The 19,420-nt window shown below is 35.9% G+C and carries 19 protein-coding genes; 9 read left to right on the top strand and 10 right to left on the bottom strand.

Annotation, left to right across the window (positions count from 1 at the left end; genetic code table 11):
- Positions 1–17: 17 nt before the first annotated feature.
- Entirely contained in the window at positions 18–2,285 is a 2,268-nt protein-coding gene (locus ACHZAX_RS19095) for a glycosyltransferase family 4 protein (RefSeq protein WP_320020200.1), read from the bottom strand.
- Positions 2,286–2,646: 361 nt separating this feature from the next.
- Between ACHZAX_RS19095 and ACHZAX_RS19090 the strand changes: the two genes are divergently transcribed.
- A complete protein-coding gene (locus ACHZAX_RS19090; RefSeq protein ID WP_320020199.1) occupies positions 2,647–3,855 on the top strand; it encodes a winged helix-turn-helix domain-containing protein in 1,209 nt (402 codons plus the stop codon).
- A gap of 46 nt (positions 3,856–3,901) precedes the next feature.
- Here ACHZAX_RS19090 and ACHZAX_RS19085 read toward each other — a convergent pair whose 3' ends face one another.
- Positions 3,902–4,162: a cysteine-rich small domain-containing protein gene (locus tag ACHZAX_RS19085; protein WP_101309804.1), complete on the bottom strand. Its 261-nt coding sequence runs from the start codon at positions 4,160–4,162 to the stop codon at positions 3,902–3,904.
- 512 nt (positions 4,163–4,674) lie between these two features.
- Here ACHZAX_RS19085 and ACHZAX_RS19080 point away from each other — a divergent pair.
- The 5 genes from ACHZAX_RS19080 (at position 4,675) to ACHZAX_RS19060 (ending at position 9,227) form a co-directional block, all read left to right on the top strand.
- Entirely contained in the window at positions 4,675–5,115 is a 441-nt protein-coding gene (locus tag ACHZAX_RS19080) for a GNAT family N-acetyltransferase (protein WP_101309762.1), read from the top strand.
- Positions 5,116–5,177: 62 nt separating this feature from the next.
- Entirely contained in the window at positions 5,178–6,302 is a 1,125-nt protein-coding gene (locus tag ACHZAX_RS19075; protein ID WP_320020198.1) for an amidohydrolase, read from the top strand.
- Between the two features lie 2 nt (positions 6,303–6,304).
- Positions 6,305–7,456: an alanine racemase gene (alr, locus tag ACHZAX_RS19070; protein WP_320020197.1), complete on the top strand. Its 1,152-nt coding sequence runs from the start codon at positions 6,305–6,307 to the stop codon at positions 7,454–7,456.
- Positions 7,457–7,468: 12 nt separating this feature from the next.
- Entirely contained in the window at positions 7,469–8,569 is a 1,101-nt protein-coding gene (locus ACHZAX_RS19065; protein WP_101309759.1) for an alanine racemase, read from the top strand.
- A gap of 145 nt (positions 8,570–8,714) precedes the next feature.
- Positions 8,715–9,227, top strand: a complete 513-nt coding sequence (locus ACHZAX_RS19060; protein ID WP_101309758.1) for a MarR family winged helix-turn-helix transcriptional regulator — start codon at positions 8,715–8,717, stop codon at positions 9,225–9,227.
- Between the two features lie 53 nt (positions 9,228–9,280).
- Here the strand turns inward: ACHZAX_RS19060 and ACHZAX_RS19055 are convergent, their stop codons facing one another.
- The gene (locus ACHZAX_RS19055; protein ID WP_320020196.1) at positions 9,281–10,504 is read right to left on the bottom strand and encodes a class 1 isoprenoid biosynthesis enzyme; all 1,224 of its coding nucleotides are present in this window, start codon (positions 10,502–10,504) and stop codon (positions 9,281–9,283) included.
- A 359-nt stretch (positions 10,505–10,863) separates the two neighbouring features.
- Here ACHZAX_RS19055 and ACHZAX_RS19050 point away from each other — a divergent pair, with 359 nt between their 5' ends.
- A complete protein-coding gene (locus tag ACHZAX_RS19050; protein WP_320020195.1) occupies positions 10,864–11,808 on the top strand; it encodes an NAD(P)-dependent oxidoreductase in 945 nt (314 codons plus the stop codon).
- A 75-nt stretch (positions 11,809–11,883) separates the two neighbouring features.
- On the opposite strand, the gene ACHZAX_RS19045 is transcribed toward ACHZAX_RS19050, so the two are convergent.
- Positions 11,884–12,579, bottom strand: a complete 696-nt coding sequence (locus ACHZAX_RS19045; RefSeq protein ID WP_320020194.1) for a TapB family protein — start codon at positions 12,577–12,579, stop codon at positions 11,884–11,886.
- Positions 12,580–12,820: 241 nt separating this feature from the next.
- Between ACHZAX_RS19045 and ACHZAX_RS19040 the strand changes: the two genes are divergently transcribed.
- The gene (locus tag ACHZAX_RS19040; protein WP_101309754.1) at positions 12,821–13,252 is read left to right on the top strand and encodes a globin domain-containing protein; all 432 of its coding nucleotides are present in this window, start codon (positions 12,821–12,823) and stop codon (positions 13,250–13,252) included.
- A gap of 115 nt (positions 13,253–13,367) precedes the next feature.
- On the opposite strand, the gene queA is transcribed toward ACHZAX_RS19040, so the two are convergent.
- From queA to ACHZAX_RS19015, 5 genes are all read right to left on the bottom strand, one after another.
- Positions 13,368–14,417, bottom strand: coding sequence for a tRNA preQ1(34) S-adenosylmethionine ribosyltransferase-isomerase QueA (queA, locus tag ACHZAX_RS19035; RefSeq protein ID WP_320020193.1), 1,050 nt, complete (start codon positions 14,415–14,417; stop codon positions 13,368–13,370).
- An 81-nt stretch (positions 14,418–14,498) separates the two neighbouring features.
- Positions 14,499–15,203 (bottom strand): tRNA pseudouridine(55) synthase TruB, encoded by a 705-nt coding sequence (gene truB, locus ACHZAX_RS19030; RefSeq protein WP_101309752.1) that lies wholly within the window; start codon positions 15,201–15,203, stop codon positions 14,499–14,501.
- Positions 15,204–15,240: 37 nt separating this feature from the next.
- Entirely contained in the window at positions 15,241–16,029 is a 789-nt protein-coding gene (locus tag ACHZAX_RS19025; protein WP_320020192.1) for an undecaprenyl-diphosphate phosphatase, read from the bottom strand.
- A gap of 58 nt (positions 16,030–16,087) precedes the next feature.
- Positions 16,088–16,330: a DUF3098 domain-containing protein gene (locus ACHZAX_RS19020; RefSeq protein ID WP_101309750.1), complete on the bottom strand. Its 243-nt coding sequence runs from the start codon at positions 16,328–16,330 to the stop codon at positions 16,088–16,090.
- A 131-nt stretch (positions 16,331–16,461) separates the two neighbouring features.
- Positions 16,462–17,334 carry a cell division protein FtsX gene (locus ACHZAX_RS19015; protein ID WP_101309749.1) on the bottom strand — a complete coding sequence of 291 codons (873 nt, stop codon included), beginning with the start codon at positions 17,332–17,334 and terminating at the stop codon, positions 16,462–16,464.
- A gap of 189 nt (positions 17,335–17,523) precedes the next feature.
- Between ACHZAX_RS19015 and ACHZAX_RS19010 the strand changes: the two genes are divergently transcribed.
- Positions 17,524–18,996, top strand: coding sequence for an oligosaccharide flippase family protein (locus ACHZAX_RS19010; protein ID WP_320020191.1), 1,473 nt, complete (start codon positions 17,524–17,526; stop codon positions 18,994–18,996).
- A 31-nt stretch (positions 18,997–19,027) separates the two neighbouring features.
- Here ACHZAX_RS19010 and ACHZAX_RS19005 read toward each other — a convergent pair whose 3' ends face one another.
- Positions 19,028–19,417, bottom strand: coding sequence for an adenylyltransferase/cytidyltransferase family protein (locus tag ACHZAX_RS19005; protein ID WP_101309747.1), 390 nt, complete (start codon positions 19,415–19,417; stop codon positions 19,028–19,030).
- Between the last annotated feature and the right edge of the window lie 3 nt (positions 19,418–19,420).

Here is a 19,420-nt window from a genome sequence, read left to right as displayed (position 1 = left end):
ACTTTATCGGCAACACCTCAATTAATTAAATTCTGCTGAATTTTTCCATGTGATCTTTTTTTTATGAAGTTTGCCTTTTTGAAATCTTTATGCGCCTGCAGAACAGTTAGGTGTGAAATTAAATAAGCCAGTGTGCTTTCTGCACCTTGATTGCGGTTAACACCATAACTTTCCAATCCATCGCAGCAACCGTTCGTTTCAACATCATACAAACTTATCCGTAAATCATTCTCACCGTGAAACCACATGTATGCTTTGAATAATTTTTTCAGATATTCTATGTTTTTGGTCAATTTAAAAGCTTGCTGAAATAGTAATATCATTGCCATAGCATCAAGTGGCTGCTGAGCAAAAACAGCTCGTTTCCCATTTTTTTTGTACCAGCCGTCATTTCCAATTATCGATAAATATCCATTGGTAAATGTTTTACTGATTAAAAATTCCATTGAAGTGAAAGCCGTTTTGCGAATTTTATCGTCATTATGTATTTCTGAAGCATGAAGCAACGCAAGCGGCAACATGGCATTGTCATAGGTTAAGAATGGTTCAAACCATCTCCAGTCATCCGAACTGTTTGCTTCATAACTTTCAACCAGCTTATTTGAAAGACGGCTTAACAGCTCAGTCATTGAATCATCGCCAGGATTTCTTTTCAAATAATAGCTGATTCCAATTATTGTGTTGGCAATACTTCTAATTGATTTTAGTTTATCGAAAACAGGAACTGCTTTTTTTAAAATGGATTCACCGGATTGATAATATGAATAATCGGGGGCATTGCCAAGCAAATAACCTAGAGCCCAAATGGTTCTTCCAAAAGAATCTTCTGATCCAACTTCATCAAGAAAATTACGATCGAAGCCAAGGAAATTCCGAAATGTTCCATCATCGTTTTGCATATATTGTATATAACTCAAATAGATCGGGCACAATTCGAGAGCCTTGTAATTATTTTTTTCCTTGTTGGCCAGCAAAGCCATTAACAATGCTCTGGCGTTATCATCTAAACAGTAACCATCTTTTAAATTTGGGATACTAAATTTAGCATGTTGTATAATTCCGGTATCATCAGTTAATCGGTGTATGTGTTTAAGCGAAAATGGGGGCATATTCAAAATATCAAATGACTGCTCCTTTATTGCTATATCATCTTGCAGTGTATCAAACATCAGGTTATTGTATTTAATTCCTGTTTTAGGCCACGTTAGATTTCTCCCGAACTCATAAGCATTTTTCCGCAAAGCATGTAAGGTCTCGGGCTCATCCAGCAGCTCAATCAAAATATCTGTCAGTTGGTTCGAGTTGTGAAAATCAAACAGGCGGCCTACTCCGTTGGCTAATAATTCGGTGGCGTGCCAGTATGGGGTCGAGATAACGGCCGAACCTGCACCCACTGCATAAGACAAGGTGCCGCTTGTAATTTGAGCTTCGTTGTTATAGGGTGTTATATAAATATCAGAAGCATATAAATATTTAAATAAATCTTCCTGAGGAACATACTCGTTTGGTATTATTACGTGATCTTCAAGCATAAGATCTTTAATAAGTTGCCTTAGATATACCAAATACTCATCGCCCGAAGAGCGCATAACACCTGGATGAATTTTTCCCAATACCAGATAGATAATATTTGGATGCTTTTTAACGAGTTTTGGCAATGCTTTTATGGCTACCTCAATGCCCTTATTTCGACTCAAAAAACCAAATGTTAAAAGGATTTTTTTCTCTTCGAGTTTGAACTCTTTTTTTACTTTTTTCTGATCAAAATGAAAGTCCGGCACTCCATGTTCAATAAATGCAATTTTTTCTCTGGGAACATCATATATATCCGTGAGAAAATCAATCGCTTTTAGATTCATAACCACCACCACATTAGCCATTTTGCATATTTCCTTTAGAATGGCTTTTTGGGTGTACGACGGAGTATTACTAATGGTATGAAGGGTAACCACCAAATGTATTTTAAGTCTGTACAGCAGGGAAAGGATGTATATACCGCTTTGTCCGCCAAAAATGCCAAATTCATGTTGAAGAATACAAACATCAGCTCCGCTGTTGTTAATGTTTTTTGCCGCAGCGATATACTCATTTCTGTTTTCCTGCTGAATAGTTAGTTTTACTTCTTTCGGATATGAGTATTCTTCATCCGAATTCTTCATGGCAATAATAAATCCTTCGTTCTCATTCTGAGTAATATCGCCCACCATAGAATGATACAGGTCACTTGTGAAGCTGCCAATTCCACATTCCCGTGGGGGATATGTTCCTATGCAGGCAAATTTCATAATTCGTAATTTTTAAGAATATTAAAACAGCGTTACTATTTCAAGAGGTTGTCCTGTTTTACAGGAGTTTTAAGAGTAAGAGAGAATACTACTAAAGATAGTGAAATATCATGAATTTTAAGGTGTGTAGAGGGCGCAAAAGGATTTGTAAAAAGGGGATTTATGCTATGTTGGACATGTTCCTTTTGCATTGCAGCAGCTTGTTGCGGGTTAATGATCTAAATTAGTTTCGCTGTTCTATATCTTATAAAAATGGTTTCGATAATTTTTGCTTAGCATTCTGTTTGCTATATTGCTGGTGTCAAATGATAGAATAGTTCGGACTGGGTTTTGAACCGCAGCAGTAATAAGGAAGATATACATGACCAAAATAACAGAAACACTTTCCATTCAAGAAGCCAGAAAACTGGTGTTACTATCACAAAAGCTGCCTCCGGTAAAGCAGAAAGGTACAACGCTTGAAGCTACCCTGTCGGCTATTGAGCATCTTGGTTATATTCAAATTGACACCATTTCGGTGATTCAGCGGGCTCATCATCATACATTGTGGAATCGGAATCCCGGTTATGAAACTTCCCACCTTGAGAAACTGATTGCTGACAAAAAAGTTTTTGAATATTGGTCTCATGCAGCCGCTTATTTGCCCATGTGCGATTACCGTTTTAGTTTGGTTCGTAAACAGGAGATTGCAAGCGGCAGGCAGAAGCATTGGTACGATCGCGATGAGAAGATGATGAAATTGGTGCTGCATCGCATTACCAGCGAAGGTCCCTTAATGGCGAAGGATTTTGAGTATACCGGTAAAAAGAAAATGGATTGGGCAAGTAAACCCTCCAAACGTGCTTTGGAATATCTGTTTATGCAGGGCGATTTGATGATTCCTTACCGGCAAAATTTCCACAAAGTTTATGATCTTACTGAAAGAGTACTGCCTGAGGGTATTGACACTTCAGCGCCTTTGCAGGATGAGTACGCACGCTTTCTAATCACAAGCTACCTGCAGGCCAACGGACTGGGACAAGCCTCTGAAATGGTCTATTTACTGAAAAACACCAAGGCACTTATTTCTTCCACTTTGCAGGAAATGCATTCGAATGGTGAATTGGTTCAGGTTGCTGTTGGTGAAAATAACTACTACGCTTTGCAGGATTCGCTTGAATTGTTGAAAAAGCCTTTGTCCCGCAGTAAACTAAAAATACTGTCACCATTTGATAACTTGTTGATTCAACGCAAGCGCATGCAAACAATTTTTGATTTTAATTATCAGATTGAGTGTTATGTGCCCGAGCCCAAACGCCAATATGGTTATTTTTCTCTCCCCATTTTATGGAACGGCCGCTTGGTTGCACGAATGGATTGTAAAGCGAACCGAAAAGAATCACTCTTTCATATTCAGCACCTTGTATTGGAGTCTGGGTTGGTGAAAACTGAAGCTTTCACCCTTGCACTTTGTAAAGAACTGGAATTTTTTATGCAATTTAATAATTGCAGTAATCTTAAGTTACACAAAACCACACCAAGCAACTTTAAACCTGTATTTCAAGCTGTTATTAACAGTTTAATCAGGTGACAAATTCGGAAAACAAATTGCTGCCGTAGCAAGAAATAGAATGCAGTTACTCCCGTTCACTTCCTATTTTAGAAACGACGCTCATTTTGCTCATCATATATTCATGTGAGTTTTTGGTATGTGGTAGGGTACAATCAGAGCAATTTTTAAACCCGTTTGTATATTTAAAATTACCTCCACACTTATCTTTTAGCATGTATAATGGGCAATAGCAAAACAAACAATTAAATTCTTCTTCGTTTTCTACTTTGTGACAAGGGAAATACTCGCATTTTTTATTCTGGAAAAACTTGTAATTTTCTGACATATCTTTACTGCTTTTTTCTCTGAATTCTTGATCCATTGGATCAATTTCATACAAAGCTAACCACTGGAATTATTTATTCCAATCAAATATCTTTTTTACTGAAATTATTGATTTTCATACAGGTTGTTTTTTTGCTCATTTGATATTTGGTTGTGGAAGTATTTAATGGGCTTTAAAGGTAAATTCTCATTAAATTTCAGGTTAGCAGAATTGTTTAAAATATCTAAATAGGTTCTACACAACAAATATGTATAACATCCAACTAATTTACAAAAATGAAGAAAAACACCTTTCTGTAAGGATCTTCTAAAAATCAATCAGCGAGTGTTTTATTGCTGTATTGATGGCGATAGTGGGTGCTTTTATTGGCTTTTTGTATTTATTAAACTACTTTTGTGGTGTAGAAACAATTTAAGACTTAAAAATGTTTTAAGCTTTATGGTTTGAAGACAGCATACTTAAATTGTTGTAAACGGGGTTCAATCCTAACAATTAATATAAACACAGTTTTTATGGTAAATTATAAAACGTACACTTCAATTTCAAAACCTGATAGTATAGAAAGAGAAGCTATTGTGAGCTTTTTGTATACTCATTTAGATGAATACGGAGATGCTAAGGAAGATATCGAAAAGGCAATTATTTATGCAGTTAAGGATGAACCGGCAGGTGGCGGTTTTGTTTTAGTTGCTAAGGAAAATGATGAAATAGTTGGTGCTGTTGTGATTAACCGAACCGGAATGGAAGGTTATATTCCTGAGAATATTTTAGTATACATAGCTGTACATGAATCTCAAAGAGGAAAAGGTTTAGGTAAAGGCTTAATGAAAGAGGTGATTAAAATTAGTAATGGTGATATTGCTTTGCATGTTGAGCCAGAGAATCCAGCCCGATTTTTATACGAAAAAGTAGGATTTAGCAGCAAGTATGTTGAAATGCGACTGAAAAAGTAGAGGCATGCCTATTCATGCAATTGATATTTTTAATTGAACAGCATTCTATAATATCTGAGTATATGAACGAGAAAATAATTGCGCTTCGACGAGAATTACATAAATATCCCGAAGTTTCAAATCGTGAATATCAGACCACAGACAGGATTGTAAACTTTGTAAATGAGTACAAGCCCGATGAGGTGATCAGACTTGGAGATAAAGGTGTATTATTTGTTTTCCAAGGAGCAGAACAGGGAAAAACCGTGATGTTTAGATGCGAATTGGATGCGCTTCCTATTCAGGAAATTTCAGAACATGAATATACTTCAGTAAATGAGGGAGTATCTCATGCTTGCGGGCACGATGGGCACATGGCCATTGTTGCTGGTTTGGCAGAGAAAATTTCGAACGATCGGCCGACCAAAGGGAAAGTGATTTTACTTTTTCAGCCAGCCGAAGAAGTGGAGCAGGGGGCATGTGATGTATTGGAAAATGTGAATTTCAAAAACAATGAGCCCGATTATCTGTTTGCGCTGCACAATATTCCTGGACTTAAGAAACATAAAATAGTTCTTAAAAAGGGAAGTTTTGCTTCCGGATCAAAAGGCATGACTGTTCAGCTTACCGGAAAAACATCTCATGCGGCCGAACCTCAGGATGGAATAAGTCCTGCCGATGCCATCTCACAAATAATTAAGAAACTTCATGTTCTAAAGGCAGATAAAAAGCTGTTTAGCGATTTTATTCTACTAACTATCATCCACATTCAATTGGGCGAGATATCTTTTGGAACTTCTCCGGGGTATGCCGAAATGAGAATTACATTGCGTGCTTTCGAAAATAAAGATTTAAGATTGCTAACTTCTTTGTGTGAGAAAATAGTGAAGGAAATTGCGAGCTCGGAAAAACTAGCTTGTGAAATTAGCTATACCGAAGTGTTTCCTGCAACAATGAATAATAATTGCTGTGTTGATATCGTAGAACAAGCGGCAAGACAGAATGGTTTGAATGTGGAGCATATTAAAACGCCCTATAAATGGTCCGAAGACTTTGGTTACTATACCGAAAAGTTCAATGCCTGTTATTTTGGGTTGGGTGCTGGAACTGAGCAGCCTCAACTTCATAATCCCGATTTTAATTTTCCTGATGATATCATTGAGACGGGAGTAAATCTATTCTATTCTATTTATAAAAGTACTGTATAGTAATGATTGACGATACAATAATATCACTAAGTGAAAAATCAATCCAAAATAATATTTCATTTTTACGATCGAAACTTGGTGATAAAGTAAAAATATCAGCTGTGGTGAAAGCCAATGCCTACGGTCATGGGATCGAACAAATTGTACCCGTATTTAATAAATATGGCATCGATCATTTTTCTGTATTTTATTACAGTGAAGCCCTTCGTGTGTACAATTGCCTTTCCAAACCTGCCTCTATAATGGTTATGGGTTGGTTGAGCGAAAAGGATATTAAAGATGCAATCGAAAAAGGAATAGAATTCTTTGTTTTTAATATGGAGCGTTTACAATTGGCAGTTAAGTATGCCAAAGAGTTGGGTGTAAAAGCCAAAATTCATCTCGAAACTGAAACCGGAATGAATCGTTCAGGATTAAACAGGGAAGAATTAAATGCGGCCATTGCTATTGTGAAAGAAAACATTGAGTATATCGAGCTAACAGGATTCTGTACACATCTGGCTGGAGCCGAAAGTGTCTCAAATCATTTTAGGATACAGAATCAGTTGCAGAGATATCAGGAAATGGCAAGTGAATTGGAAGCGAATAATTTGACACCAAAGTACAAACATGTCGCCAATTCGGCCGCAAGTATTGTTTATCCTGAAACAAGAATGGATTTGGTAAGAGTGGGGATTATGCTTTATGGTTTTTGGTCGAGTACCGAAGTGTTTGTGCAGTATATTAATAACCAGGAATATAGGGTAGATCCATTAAATAGGATACTTGGCTGGCAAAGTCAGATAATGGCTCTTAAGGAAGTTAAAAGCGGAGAATTTGTGGGCTATGGGATTTCATATCTTGCTCAATCCAAAATTAAAACGGCATTGGTTCCTGTTGGGTATTCTTTTGGTTATAGTCGTTCATTGAGTAATAAAGGTCGTGTTCTTATTCGTGGTCATCAATGCAGTGTAATTGGTGTAGTAAACATGAATATGATGATCGTAGATGTGACTCATCTTAAAAAGGTAGAAGTAGGAGATAAAGTGGTTTTGATTGGCAAGCAGGGCAAATCAGAAATAAAGGTAAGCGCTTTTAGTGAAATCAGTGATGAACTTAACTATGAAATATTGGCACATTTATCAGAAAGTATAACCCGTAGGGTAATCAAATAAAACTTAGAAATTATGGCTTTTGTAACTTTAGATATTAAGAAATTAAAATCAAACTTTGATTATCTCGATTCTCTTTTTAGAAAAAATGGAATTGAATGGTCAATTGTGTCGAAAATGTTGTGTGGAAATAAGGAATTTTTAACCGAATTATTAAAATTCGATTTTACTCAGATATGTGATTCCCGGGTTTCCAACTTAAAAGTGATCAAGTCGATCAATCCCAACATTGAAACCATTTACATTAAGCCTCCGGCAAAACGCTCAATTTCGAGTGTGGTGAAGTATGCCGATATTAGTGTAAATACAGAGTTTGAGACTATTAAGCTTTTGTCAGAAGAAGCTAAAAAGCAGAAAAAAACTCACAAAATCATCATAATGATTGAGTTGGGAGAACTTCGCGAAGGCGTTTTGGGCGAAGATTTTATTGCCTTTTATGAAAGTGTTTTTAGGCTGGATAACATTCAGGTGATCGGAATTGGTGCAAATCTGTCTTGTTTGTACGGTGTTTTACCAAATCACGATAAGTTAATTCAGCTGAGCTTATACGAACAATTGATTGAAGCAAAATTCAACAAACAAATTCCTTATGTTTCAGGAGGTTCGTCGGTTACGATACCACTTATTTTTCAAAATTTACTGCCAAAAGGAATCAATCATTTTAGGGTTGGAGAAACCTTATTTTTGGGAACTGATGTGTACAACAATACAAAATTCAAAAAAATGCATTCTGATGTATTTCGCCTGTACTCAGAAATAATAGAATTGATTGAAAAACCGACTGTTCCCATGGGTGAATTTGGGACAAATTTAGAAGGGGACAGTTATGAAATTGATAAAACGAATATTGGAGAAACTTCGTACAGGGCAATAGTTGATTTAGGATTGCTTGATGTTGAGGTGAGTCATCTCGAATTGGTTGATAAAAGCTTAAAAATTTCAGGAGCAAGTTCCGATATGATTGTAATTGATCTGGATGATAACAAGAATAAATACAAAGTGGGTGATTTGATTGAGTTTGATATGGATTACATGGGGATACTGAGGATTCTAAATTCAAGATATATTGAAAAAAGGGTGAAGACCGTTGCGAACAAAAAAGCCTGTGTTCTATAAGCTTCCCCTATGGATTAAGCCATTATCTGAAGAGTTTACAGTTCGTTGATTATTATTGGAGATACCCGCTTCAATAAGCTTGCATTAAAGACAAATTAGTTATTTTTGCCCTGAAAATGAGTTTTGTCGATTAGATTTACAATGAATGGACTATAAGAATATTATTGTTAAAATCAGGAGGATTATTCGATCTATTAATTTAGAATCAAAGAAAATCCAAAAGGATCACGGAGTAAGTATTCCGCAGATACTATGCTTGGAATGTCTTAAAAATTCTCCTAACTATCAGGCGACTCAGAAATCAATCAGAGATCAGTTGAATCTTAATTCCAGCACCATTACAGGTATAATAAGTCGTTTGGAAAAGAAGGGAATGCTGGCGCGATTGCCTAAAATTGGAGATCGAAGAACGACTTTGATTGCATTAACCTCTAAGGGTGATAATCTTTTACAGGAAGCTCCCGATTTGCTGCAGCAAAGGTTAGCCGTAAAATTAAAGAAAATATCCGATGAAGAACTGGAACAGATCGGCAAGTCGCTGGATGTATTGGTGAATATGCTCGAAATAGAAGATTTGGAAGCTTCTCCCTTACTTACGGCAGAGGATGTTATTCTGGAAGAGGTTAAATCGGAGAATCCAGACGAAGAGATATCATAATTAGGAACTGCTAAAGACTAAACGGGCTTTACGAAATGGAAAGTCTTTTTTGATTAAGCGTTGCTCTCGCTTAGTCGATATTCATCAATTTTTTGCAGCATTAAATCCCGAAAAGGTTCCAAATCTGTTTTTTGTTTGCGAAGAAAGGAAAAACGGAAAGGAGCATATTTTTCTATTTTCAGAATAAAATCATCACTGAAACCTTCCTGATTTTCGAAAATTGAGACTAAAAACAACAAAGCAAAACTCTTTTTAATCAAACCTTGAAAAGATATTTCGTCAGGATATAAATTGGTTACGCTTTGCTGAAATGTTTTGCCTAGAAAATAAGTTTTACAAAGTAGTTTGTCCAAATTTTCGTAAGGTAACTTTCTTGAAAAACAAGTCATAACTCCATCCAGATAATCTTGTCGGGCATCCTGTAAATCGTCTAAAATCTGAAGAAAAGCGCCGTATTCATATAAAAAATGCAATTGCTTTTCGTCTAAATTGCCCAGCACCAAATAACCATCAGCAATTACCGAGCTGGCACCTTTGTTGATACAAATTTTGAAGGTTTCTTCTTCAGAAAGCATAGGTTTATGGCTCACTAATGCAAGACTTTGGGTTTGGGCATCGTGAATGGCAAGCAGACTATGGTATACTTCAGGGTAATTTTCCCGATCGAACTCAGATTCGATCATTTCTACTAAATCGTAAATTTGCTGTTCAGTGCCGGATTCCGATTTTACAGATTCTCCTTCCAACCGCAAAGCAAATCGTTGGCAAAAATTGATTTTTTCTTCCTTATTAATGCTTGCATCATCAATCAGATTGTCGGTATATGGATACAAAAGGCTGTAGGCCAAAAGCGAAGGTGTAATTTTGATTTCTTTTCTGAAAAATGATTGCAGGCCAAGCATGATCCACACATTTCGTAATGCCTGAAAAATTTCAGTATTCCCCAAATCCGGATCGAAAAGCCATGCTTTTTGAATGAAATCTTTCGTGGCATGGAGCATTTCATCGGAAAATATGAGTTCAAGTTGATCGGGGGAGTACGATAAAGCTTCTTTGAAAAATAGTTGTGTTTTTCGCAGTATTTCCAATTTGTTGGGCTGTTGAAAATTAGCTTCGCTTTGTACAAACTTTATAAAGCGATCGAATTTTAATTCCCATATCCGTTTTTCTAAATAGGAAAATCGTTTTCCTGTGCCAGGAAAATACTCCGGACAATTCTCCCAGGTGATAATGAATTGGTCTTGGATCTTGTTATAAAGTTCTGATTGATTGATCATGATGAAAGAGAAAATCAGTTGTTGTGAATTAGGAGTTCGTTATTTTTTTTTACGGCTGATAATCAGAGTGATTTAGCTGGCAGATATCTCAACGCAGAGGTGTAAAAATTAAGCATATTGTAAATCAATCTAATATCTCACATCTAAAATCTAGCGATCCATTGTGAATACAAGTTGAAAAAAATACCTGAGATTGTAAATTAAAATCGTTTAATCGAACTTATTACCCGTCAAAACAGACTTTTGTATTGATGTTGTAGAATAGATGCTATTGCATTGATAGTGATGTATGTTTTTTTTACTTTGCTTAACTCAAATCATATTCGGTTTGAAGCAACTTAAAAACAAATTATAAACGGATGAAATTTTCTATACTGGAACCAATTGGAATTACGGCTTGTAAATATGAACAGTTAAAACAGGAGTTTGCAGCGCTTGGACACGAATTGATCTTTTTTACCGATCGGAATGAGAATGAGCAGGAGTTAATAAAGCGTGCCGAAGGTGCTGATGCTGTTGTTGTCAGTAATATCCCAATCACAAAAGCTTTTTTGGATGCCTGTCCTAATCTTTCAATGATTTCGGTTGCTTTTACCGGTGTCGATCATATCGATATGGAAATATGCCGGGAGAGAAATATTCTGGTGAGCAATGCAGCAGGTTTTTCAACCGAATCGGTTGCTGAATTAGTCATTGGAATGATTTTATCGGTGTACAGAAAGATTGTTTCCGGCGATTCGATTACCCGCTTTGGTGGAGACCGGGCCGGCTTTTTAGGAACGGAATTGAACGGCAAGACTATTGGTATTGTTGGAGCCGGCGCAATTGGCCTTAGGGTGGCCGAGATTGCAAAAGTTTTTAACTGCAGACTAATTGCATACAACCGAAGTGAAAAGACCGTAGAAGGCGTTGAATTTGTTGATATGCCTACTTTATTAAAAGAATCGGATGTTGTTTCACTTCATGTTCCGTTGACAAATGAAACCAAAGGATTTATTGGCAAAGAAGAATTCAAGCAAATGAAGCCTTCAGCCATTTTAATTAATACAGCCCGCGGACCGGTTGTTAACAGTGATGCTCTTTGTGAAGCATTGGAAAATGGTGAAATTGCAGGAGCTGCTGTGGATGTTTATGAAAAAGAGCCGCCTTTGGATAAAGAACACATTCTGTTTACAGCTCCTAACTTAATCATGTTGCCTCATTTGGCATTCGCCACCAACGAATCGTTCGGCAAGCGGGTTGATATTGTGATGGAAAACATCCGTTTGTGGTTACAAGGAAAACCAAGAAACATTATGAATTAAATAAGCTAAAAGCATAAAGGTGAAAGGAGAAAGTGCCAAGTTGTTTGGGGCTTTCTCCTTTTAATTTCTACCAGTTTATTGAACAATTTTTATCAATTCTGTAGTGCTGTTCAGTTTTCCTTTTTTGTTGTACGATTCACTTCGGATGGTTCCAATATCTTTTACAATCCAGGTAATGTTGTGCAGTTGCACATTTACAATGCCCATTTTACTTTTCACATCTTCCGATACTTTGAAGCATGTAAATGTACCGGCAGGAGTTGTTACGTCTTCAAGAGCCTCAACTTTTCGATTCACAATATTGGTGGTCATGTTCATATTCATCATTCCTGCTCCAATTTCAAGCGATATCGAGCCATCGTTTAATTCCAAGCCAGGATAAAGTTTAGGAGGATAAATCAGATCATCCGTAGTAATTTTAACCTCCATATCTTTAAAGCCTTCCATCTGTTTCTGATTCAGGTATTTTTCCATATCGATGTAAAAAACATTGTCTTTACATCGGAAACTAATTGTGTCTTGTGTAATTATTTTGTTTGAATCTTTAGGATCCATATAGGTTTGCAGCAATTCGAATGTTGTTTCTCCACCGCGTTCCTTTACTGATATCATTTTTTGAGTGTACACGCCTTCAGTTTTTCCTTTGGCATTTTTCATCTCATAATGGAGCTCGGTGCCAACATTGCTTGGTATGTAGACGGCGCAATCTTGAGAGAAGGCCGGTGTACTTAGAAAAACCAATGCAATAAAAAAGTTAATTATTTTTTTCATGAGAGCTGAATTGTTATTTGCAGATGCTTAGCAAATAGTTGTTTAAAGTGACATTTGATTTTCATCTTGATAAGGTAAATTTAGAGAGGTAAAGGATCTTTCTATTGATAATTAAAATTACAGAATTGTGTGCGAAGGAAAAAATAAATAAGATGGGTTTGTCTTTTTTCCATTATGGAAGGCAATAAAACCAATGAATATTTATAATTTTATATAGTATTTGCTTAAATAATGACTTGCAATGGAATTGAAAATTAAAGATTATCCCTTTGGAGAACGGCCCGAGGTAACCAGACCAAATAAAGATTTTTTTAAATATCTGGGTGAAGACGGGATTCGAAAATTAGTCGACGATCATTATGAAATGTTGAGAGAAAGTAAGTTTAGTCCTTTGTTTCCTCAGGATAAAGATGAGTTTGAAGCGGCAAAACTTCGTTCATCCGATTTTTTTATTCAGGTTTTAGGTGGACCGGAGTATTTTAATCAGAACAGGGGAGCCCCCATGTTGGTTAAAAGGCATGCAAATTTTAAAATAACAAGAGAAGCACGTCAGGTTTGGATGCAGTGCTACCAAAAGCTTTTGCCCGAGCTGGATGTGCCTGAAGAACTAATCCTTTCTTACTGGAATTATCTGGATGTATTTTCGAGCTGGATGGTGAACTCAGAGGAATAAGGATCAGGAACCAAGGGAAAAAGTTTTAAGATGCGTTTTAATGTGTCGTTTAGAGATAAAAAAAAGCTGTTGAAATTGAATTCAACAGCTTTACTTTTGGATATATATTTTGATCTTAGATAATCAACATTGCGTCACCATAAGTTCCAAAACGATATTTTTCTTTGATTGCTTCCTGATAAGCAACCATTACTTTATCGTATCCTCCAAATGCACAAACCATCATCAGTAAAGTTGAAAGCGGCAAATGGAAATTGGTAACCATGCTGTTAGGAACACTGAAATCGTAAGGAGGAAAAATAAATTTATTGGTCCACCCTTCGAATGGTTTTAATGTTCCCTGGGTTGATACTGAGGTTTCTAAAGTACGAACAACAGTTGTACCAACAGCACAGATGTTTTTCTTCTTTTTCTTACCACTGTTTACCTTTTTTACGGCCAAATCGTTAATTTCGATTTGTTCCGAATCCATTTTGTGTTTGGTTAAATCTTCAACATCTACAGTTCTGAAGTTACCCAAACCAACATGCAAAGTAACCTCTGCAAAATCAACTCCTTTAATTTCCAGACGCTTCATTAGCTCACGGCTAAAGTGCATACCTGCAGTAGGTGCGGCAACAGCTCCTTCATGTTTTGCAAAAATCGTTTGGTAACGTTCTGCATCTTCAGGTTCTACTGCACGGTCTATAAATTTAGGAAGAGGAGTTTCTCCTAATCCGTAAAGTGCCTTTTTAAAATCTTCGTAAGGGCCATCGTATAGGAAACGAAGAGTTCTTCCCCTTGAAGTTGTATTGTCGATTACCTCAGCAACCAATAAATCATCATCGCCAAAATACAATTTGTTACCGATTCTGATTTTACGGGCAGGATCAACTAAAACATCCCATAATCTCTGCTCGCGATTTAATTCTCTTAGCAAAAACACTTCGATTTCAGCGCCTGTTTTTTCTTTGTTGCCATACAAACGAGCAGGAAAAACTTTTGTGTTGTTGAAAACCATAACGTCTTCATTATCAAAATAATCAATAAGATCTTTGAAGATTTTATGCTCGATTTTACCTGTATCTTTGTGAAGCACCAATAAGCGAGATTCATCTCTATTGTAGGCTGGATGTAAAGCAATAAGTTCGGTTGGTAATTTGTACTTAAACTTCGATAACTTCATAATGCTGAATGACTTTTATATTGGATTTTTGTTGATAGGCGATAGCAAAGCTTTCCCTTTTACGAAAAGACCGCAAGATAGTTATAAATTTTCTAAGAATTTTATAAAATCTTCAATTTCAAGGGCATCGTTGATATGAAAATCGCCGATTCTAGTTCTTTCAAGAGCGGTTAAATGTGCACCGCTATTGAGTTTTTGGCCAATATCGCGGGCAAGAGCTCTTATGTAAGTTCCTTTACTGCAAACAACTCTTATTTTTAAGATGTCCTTTTCAAATTCAAGAACTTCTATTTCATCAATTGCCAGCGTTTTCTTTTTTATCTCAATTTCCTGTCCTTTTCGGGCATATTCGTAAGCTCTTTTCCCGTTTACTTTTACTGCTGAATAGTCAGGTGGTCTTTGTTGTATTTCGCCAATAAAACTTTTTAAGCTGTCATCAATCAGATCTTTAGTGATGTGTTCGGTAGGGTAAATCTGATCAATTTCCGTCTCCAAATCAAAAGAAGGAGTGGTTTCTCCTAATTTTAGTGTGGCAATGTATTCTTTAACCTGCGATTGATAGCTGTCTATTTTTTTTGTGTATTTCCCAACGCAAACAATCAACAATCCTGTGGCTAAAGGATCAAGTGTTCCTGCATGTCCGACTTTTACTTTTTTGTAATGAAACTTGTGCTTGATTTTATGCTTTATCTTGTTTACTAAATCAAACGAAGTCCATTCGTAAGGCTTATTAAAAAGAAGTAAAGCGCCTTCTTGAAAATCATTATCGGTTTCAAATTGAATCATTTAGAATCGGATTTAACGGGAATGCCTTATTTTGTAATTAGGCTGCAAAAATAGCAATTAGTCCGATAATCAGGCAATAAATTGCAAAATAGATTAATTTCCCTCTTTTCACCAATTTAATCATCCAGCTGCAAGCCAGTAATCCGGAAAGGAAAGCGGCAATAAAACCGACTAGCAACGGCATTAATTCTACTGATCCTTGTGAAGTATATGTTCCTTTAAAAACACTTAATATGTTTTCACCGATAATAGGAACTAAAACCATTAAAAACGAGAATTTGGCTACTTCAGCTTTTTTATTTTTTAAAAGCAGTCCGGTTGCAATGGTTGCTCCCGACCTCGAAATTCCGGGAAGTACAGCAACTGTTTGAGCAATACCTATAATAAAGGCATCTTTGAATGAAATATCTTTTTCTTTTTGTTTTGCATAGTATGTAAATGCAAGAAACGAAGCCGTTACTAAAAGCATAAAGCCTACTATCAGCAGGATTTTATCAGTATTGAAAATTTCTTCCACCTGATCTTTAAAAAACACGCCTACAATTCCGATTGGAATCATAGAGACAGCAATTTTAGCAATATACTGTGTCGATTCATTCCACTGAAAACTAAAAAGACCTTTTAAAAGTTCCAAAATATCTTTTCGAAATACAATTATGGTACTTAAAACTGTTGCACCGTGCACAACCACTGTAAATACTAAATTATTTTCGGCATGAATGCCTAGCAAGGCTTTGCCAATTTCTAAATGACCACTGCTGCTTACCGGCAAAAATTCAGTTAATCCTTGCAGTAAGCCTAAAAGTAAGGCTTCAATCCAGTTCATATTATTAAAAAGAAAAATTTTCGGTTAACTAACCGAAAAAATACATAAAAGGGGATATTTATTGTTCTTTTGGCTTTTTCATGATGGCGTAGATTTCGAAAGCGAAACCAAATAACACTACCATTGGAGCTAAAGTAATTCTTCGAAAACTAAAGATACTTTCATCGAATACGTTTGGATCATCCGATCCTCCGCCCATCATGAGTAAGAATCCTACTATAATAATAACAAACCCAATAACGATAAGTTTGTAGTTTTCTTTTGAAAGAGCAAAATCCAGTTTTTTATCTTGTTTGTTCATGTTCTCAAATTTTGTCGGTTTTGACAATTAGATGCCAAATTTACAATAAACTAATTAAAGTGCCTAGAGGTAAATGTGCCTAAAGTTCCTGAAGTGTCTCGTGTTATGATTTTTTAACACGTTAACGGTTCTTAATACAACGAACGCGACTCAAGCCTTAAGTATTTGTTTACAGCAAATAAGGTTGATATCCAGGTAATGAAAAGTCCGATTAATAAGATCAGTAAGAACAAGACACCAATCATTTCAACATGACTAAAATTGATTACCTGACTTAATTCTTTTTGTGACAAGTAAATGACACCCGAAAGCATTGCGTTGGCGATTAGTGCTCCTATTACGCCATGCAGTAAGGTTTTAGCCATAAATGGCCGGCGTATAAACCCTCTTGTAGCACCAACCAATTGCATCGTGTTAATTATAAAGCGCTGAGAGTAAATAGATAAGCGTATGGTGTTGTTGATTAGAGTAAATGATATTGTGAAAAGCAGAGCACTAAACGCTAATATGATTAAGCTGATTCTTTTCACATTTTCGTTTACCAAATGCACCAATGATTTTTGATAATCAACTTCCTGAACCTGCGATTGCTTTAATAAATGCTTTTCAATTACCGCAATACTATCTGTATTTGCATATCCTGCATATAATTTTACATCTATCGAGGCACGAAGTGGGTTGTAGCCTAAAAATGAGATAAAATCTTCGCCTAACTCTTTCTCGAATTCTTTGGCAGCAGTTTCTTTATCCACATATTTTGTAGCTTTCACATAATCACTGGCATCCAATATTTTTTGTAAGCGACGAATTTCAACTTCTTTGATATTGTCTTTTAAAACCACTGTGACTCCAATATTTTCTTTTACGTAATTGGAAATCTGATTGGCATTTAAAATTAGTAAGCCCATTAATCCTAACATGAATAAAACCAGTGAAATACTAATTACAGAAGTGATGTAAGAGGAGCGAAGTCTTCGTTTTGTACCTTTTTCTTTGTATGCCATTTGAAATGAAATTAAAGAATTCTACCCGATATATTTAATCAGATGTTCATCCGGATTTGACCGGATGACATGCGAAAATACAATTTTTCAATCAAAATATATCATACTTATATGAATTTGAAATGCTTTCACAAGAAATCAATTTTGTTAAATTTGTGATTAAATCAGAACCTAACACAAAAAAGCAAGGTGGGAATCATTCGTCAACAAACCATTAAAGGAACTGTGGTTTCCTATTTTGGAGCCATTTTAGGGTTTATAAATACTGGGATTTTGTTTCCGAGGATTTTGGGAGCAGACCAAATAGGTTTGTTGAATTGGTTGGTAGCAATTGCAACAATTGCAACGCAGTTTTCTTCTTTCGGGTTCAATAATGTTACAGCCAGATTGTTCCCTTATTTTCGAAATGAAAATCGAAATCATAATGGATATTTGTTCATTCTGTTTTGGGTTGGGATGATTGGCTTCATTCTTTCTTTGATTGCTTATTTTCTTTTGCATCCTGTTGCTGTCAGTTTATATTCAAACGAATCACCACTTTATTTAAATTACCTGATTTATTTGATTCCTCTGGTATTTTTCACACTCTTTTTTAATTTATTCGAAGGATACAATAGAGTGATGTACGATGCCGTTTCGGGAACAATTTATCGGGATATTGTATTTAAACTTATCAACTTTTGTATCATTCTCCTTTTCTGGAAAGATATATTGGAGTTTTCGCAGTTCGTATTTTTATATGTAGTGGCTTTTTGTTTACCAACTGTTTTACTATTTCTGCTTCTTCTAAAGCGAGGTCAGATTTCTTTTGCATCTAATCTGAAGTTCGTAACACCCAAACTTCGAAAATCTATGGTTAATGTTTCCTTATTTGGAATTCTGAATGGTTTAAGCGATAAGTTAACGGCTAATATCGACAGAATAATGATCGTAAGTTTTATCGGTTTAGGTGCAAATGGTATTTATGCAACAATGGCAAATTTTGGAATGCTAATTTCAATGCCTTCACGCACATTAAAGAAGATAGCAAGTACCGTAATTGCTGAGGCTTGGAAACGCGATGATCTTGCAACCATCGGGAAAGTTTATTCGCAAAGCGGTTTGCATCAATTTATGACAGGTTGTTTGCTGTTTATTGGAGTCTGGGTGAACGTTGAAAATGTATTTGAGATAGTTCCGGATAAATACATTGCAGGAAAATATGTAATGTTTTTCATTGGGATTTCGCATGTTATACAGATGCTGTCGGGTATTAGTGGTGTGGTAATTCAAGCTTCGCCTAAATATCGGATACAAACACTGTTTATGCTTATTTTTGGTGCTTTGGTAGTTGTTACTAATTTAATTATGATACCAGTTTGGGGAATTGTTGGTGCAGCTGCAGCCTCACTTACTGCCAGCCTTATCTTTAATCTGATGAAATACATATTTCTTTGGAAAACCTACGGATTTCAACCAATAAACAGGAAATATCTATTTGTTTTAGGGATTACTGTTACGTCTTTTTATTTAGGTTATTTACTGCCAAAAATGGATTGGTTTGTATTTGATATTCTTGTACGAAGCACTTTGGTTGGAGGTACTTATTTGCTGCTCACTTTTTTTCTTAAGATTTCGAATGATTTTAACGAATTTGTTCGTGAGAAATTGGGCTTGAGGTAAGCGTTTTTGATATCAGTGGCTAAGAATAAAATTACTCTTTAATAATCTCAATTATTTCGGTAGTTGAGATAGATGGCGTTCTTTCCAGATAAACCACCTCGCAAAGTGATTTGAATTCATCAAAACGGCCTTCCCAGTCGTTTCCCATCACTAAAACATCAGCATTAAATTGTTTGATATAATCTCCTTTTAGTTCCAATGATTCTTCGTAAAATACTTCATCAACCACTTTAAGCGATTCAATAATTCGCTTTCGGTCTTTTTCTGAGTAGATTGGATTTTTCTGCTTTTTGGAATAGTTTAAAGCATCGGTTGAAATACCAACAATAAGATAATCACCTTGTGCTTTGGCACGTTCTAAAATCCGTAAATGTCCGATGTGAAAAAGGTCAAATGTTCCAAAGGTGATTACTCTCTTCATAGT

The organism is Labilibaculum manganireducens (assembly GCF_963665805.2).
Classification (GTDB): Bacteria; Bacteroidota; Bacteroidia; order Bacteroidales; family Marinifilaceae; genus Labilibaculum; species Labilibaculum manganireducens.
This window is presented reverse-complemented; position numbering and strand designations above follow the sequence as displayed.